This is a genomic window from Pedobacter westerhofensis, from assembly GCF_900182595.1.
GTDB classification, from domain to species: domain Bacteria; phylum Bacteroidota; class Bacteroidia; order Sphingobacteriales; family Sphingobacteriaceae; genus Pedobacter; species Pedobacter westerhofensis.
Window position 1 is genome coordinate 1 of sequence record NZ_FXTN01000033.1, and the last position, 3,665, is coordinate 3,665.

The following is a 3,665-nucleotide window of genomic DNA, read 5'->3' on the forward strand; positions in this document are numbered from 1 at the left end:
GGTCACTTTACACCGAAATGAGGGGGTCAATTTAGAGCGGAATGAAGCGTCAGTTTAATTGCGGAATGAAGAGGTCAGTTTTGGCGAAACTCCCAGCTGGGTACAGTTTCTTTGGCAGGAGATTGTCCTTGTTCAATACGCGAGCATTTGCCAGAAAAATTGATGTAGCGTGGGATCCTGAATCAGGAATTTCCTCTCCATAAAGTACTGCCCCTGCAACCTTCGTTCCATGCCCTCCTTTTGCGACTAAGTCGCTGGTTGTCTGCTCGGTTTCTACGTAGTTAATCGACAAGCCATCCAAGATTGCGGGTTCAAGAAGGATATGCTTTTCCTGCAAACCACTATCAATGATGCAAACTACTGGCGAATCTGGACCTGGCGCTGAAATCTCAATATGATCGAACTCGATATTTTCCTCGTCATGCCCTTTTTCCATTTGGACAACTTCGCTGTCACTTATCTCAAATACATAGGGATAGGCCCTTAAAAAATCTTTAAACGCTTGTCCAGTCATACTCGCTCGAAAGCCAAAACTATCATTAAGCTCAACAAAGCTGCTTAAAATTTCGCCCTGATAGGCATTTTCGATAAAGTCGTACAGCTGGTCCTGCCGCTCCATCATTAGTTTATCCTTTAGCTCGTGATTTATTCTTGTTTTTTCTTTCCAGTCTTCAAGTCGTTTGGTATATTTCTCGTCAGGCTCTCTACGAGTCTGTTTACGCATTTTTTTATCTGTAGGCTCTGGATTTTTGAGTTTCCATTCCTTCACATAATTTTCATAGTGTTCATCTTCTTCTTCAGCTACCTGGATAGGACGTTCATCAAACTTGACATAGCAAGCTACTGAAACATCAAGCGTAAGTACTTCCTGGTCAGCAATTCCTGCTATATACTTTGCTTTAAGGCCATCTGACAATATATGTTCCACACGCCATTGCTCTCCTCCAACAATCTGCCATAATTTTGCTGCCTGATTTTTGGAAACGGTTTCCTGCGCAATAAAGACAGCTATTTTTTCACTTAAAGCTTTAAAATTGTCACTGTTCGAACCGATAATAAACCCGTTTTCTTCTTCGGAAATAATCTCAATACCGAAGCTTTTTAGCGATTCTACATCAAAATCAAGAGGATCTATTTGTAACAGTAATGGGAAAATCTCTTTAGAGTAGATATCGGGCAGCCCAGCTTTTTCTCTTTCCCGTAGGTAACTCTCGTGTTCTTCTTTAACACTTGATGCGGAACCTGAGAGTTTGTTGCCATGCGCATCACGGTTACTTAAGTTAGCCTGGGTTTGATCCTGAACAACCTTGTCGATTGGAACGCCTTTAAACTGATAGGAACCTTGGAGTTTCTGTTTGAGTGTGAGATGCGGAAATTCAGACATTTTTATTCCTTATTATAGCGCTGGTTTTCTTGAAGTGAACGTTCAAAAAAACTATTTGTGATGGTTCCATCCCCTTGAATTACCGCAAGCTTTGCAGCATCCATAGCAACTTTGACACATAACGCCGCAGAGAATCCCTTCAATTTATCTGAAAATTGACTTAAGTTCACCTCTTTATCCACTTTCATACTGGCTAATGTAGACTTTAAAATTTTCGATATTTCAGTCTTAGCAGGCTTGTTCAACTCGATGATATCGTCGAACCTTCTAAATAACGCTTTATCGATTGCACCTTCCAAATTTGTAGTAGCGATAATAAGTCCAGGGCCATCAAAATCTTCAAGTACGTTTAACAAAATGTTTACCACCCTATGCATCTCTCCAACGTCCTGCTTATTTTCACGGGATTGCGCTATAAAATCAAACTCGTCCAGTAGAAGTACACACGGAAAGTTTTTAATTGCCTCAAAAAGCTTAGTCAAATTAGATGCAGATTCTCCAAGATAAGAGGATACTACAGCATCAAATTTCACCTTAAGAAATGGCAGGCCAATATTCCACGCAATTCTTTCGGCACTCATGCTTTTGCCGCAACCAGGATAACCATGCAGTAAAATACGTCGTTTTGGCTTTAGGCCAAAATGAGAGAGTCTTTCGCGCGCAAGAAACTCCTTCTCAATGCGTTCAATTTTTTCCTCCGTCTCTTCGGAAAGGATCATTTCGTGACGCAGATGATCTCTAGGAACCTCAATCGCCAATGGAATATTACTTCGTTTATCTGTAGGAATCAGTGATGATGCCCCAAAAATATTCCTTAGTTCTCCTTTAAGGGAATGAGCCCTCTTCACATTTTTGGATAATATGCCGCTCAAACGATCAGCAAGTTTATTGTGGCCTTTTTTCCTTTCATCTTCAATAATCCCCTCTGCCACCATCACAATGTCATCAGTTTGTTCACCGTCAATCGACCGAAACAGCCTTAATAGAAGATCTTGATTCATGAGTTTGTATAATGTAATTTACAAATATATCAACAATATAGTCAAAGAATTGATTTATTGAAAGTAACACTCACAATTTATCATTTTGATTTGAAACTCGCATAAAAGTTACTACTCGCTAAAATTTCGGCTCATGATTGAATTAGTATTCTGATAAAGCTTATTTGAAATTCCTGCCCCATGGAACACGTTCTTCGGTGTTTCTTCCTGCGAACTCGAGCCCGTTGTTTTGGGAAGGATAAGGTGCTGTCTTTTCATCTCCCTAGGCTAAGGTCAATACGACAGTCATCTTTATAAAATCAGAGTACTTGGGTAGGGCCACATTTAAAACTCTCCTTTCAGTAGTCCTTTTCATTTCAATGCCTCTTCACAATCAGTAGCATATATTTTTTCCGCTTGAACATCCATAAAAATCATCGGTTCAGAAGCAACATTTAACAAGCTCGAAGACGCAGGAAATAAATGGCGGGAGCTATGGGTCTAAACCGAGATGGTAAAGTCAGATTAAAAAGACTATTGCTTATAATACCCAGACCTGAACATGAATATTAATTTTTTAGAGAAAATCGTCAAGTTTAACAGAAAAATTTGACTAGCTTATAGAGTAGAAGATTCTATTATCTTCTACTCTATTTATCTGGAATAAGAGATTGAACTTCTACAATTTTTTCTGAAATTATATTAATGAGTTTTTAATACAATCACAAATTACTTTTAATGACTGTTCATTCCCAGCCGGGCATGAACAGCTTACAGACCTGTTCCAGCACCAAAGGCTACCAAATAGTAAGTGCAGACGCTCAAAGGAAGCAGGATTTACTTTTTAGAATCCAGATCGACCTGCTTTTTCGCCAACGTACAGATACTGATTAGAAATATCAATGTAAGGTTTGCGAATTTACTGTAAAGGAGATTCTGGTAAATTGGATCAGCTTGAGCTTATCCACTATAAATGAAAAAAGTCGCGAAATTGAGGTCTGTGCATAAACGAAGATGAGTATCTCAAAAATGACCATCAAATAACTGGTGCATTGTAAGAAGACGTGGATCTACTGTATCTCTCGGGTTTCTTCCATAATTTAATATTATAAGTTTCTCAACAGTAAATTGTAATCGCTCCATTAGGAAAAGCTGCTTTTTACCAAAATTTTAAATCTCCATTAAATTTATGGATATTGCATAAAGTGGGAGTTTCGCCAAAACTGACCTCTTCATTCCGCAATTAAACTGACGCTTCATTCCGCTCTAAATTGACCCCCTCATTTCGGTGTAAAGTGACC

2 protein-coding genes are annotated in these 3,665 nt (G+C 39.0%); both read right to left on the reverse strand.

Annotated features, from left to right (window positions below; translation table 11 throughout):
* Window positions 1-49: 49 nt before the first annotated feature.
* Window positions 50-1,384, reverse strand: a complete 1,335-nt coding sequence (locus FN831_RS27490) for a S8 family serine peptidase (RefSeq protein ID WP_142531417.1) — start codon at window positions 1,382-1,384, stop codon at window positions 50-52.
* 2 nt (window positions 1,385-1,386) lie between these two features.
* Window positions 1,387-2,385 (reverse strand): AAA family ATPase, encoded by a 999-nt coding sequence (locus FN831_RS27495; RefSeq protein ID WP_142531418.1) that lies wholly within the window; start codon window positions 2,383-2,385, stop codon window positions 1,387-1,389.
* Window positions 2,386-3,665 lie beyond the last annotated feature (1,280 nt).

Coding starts and splice junctions, on each gene's coding strand:
- FN831_RS27495 (WP_142531418.1), bottom strand. CDS start 2,385: ATGAATCAAGATCTTCTATTAAGGCTGTTTCGGTCGATTGACGGTGAA.
- FN831_RS27490 (WP_142531417.1), bottom strand. CDS start 1,384: ATGTCTGAATTTCCGCATCTCACACTCAAACAGAAACTCCAAGGTTCC.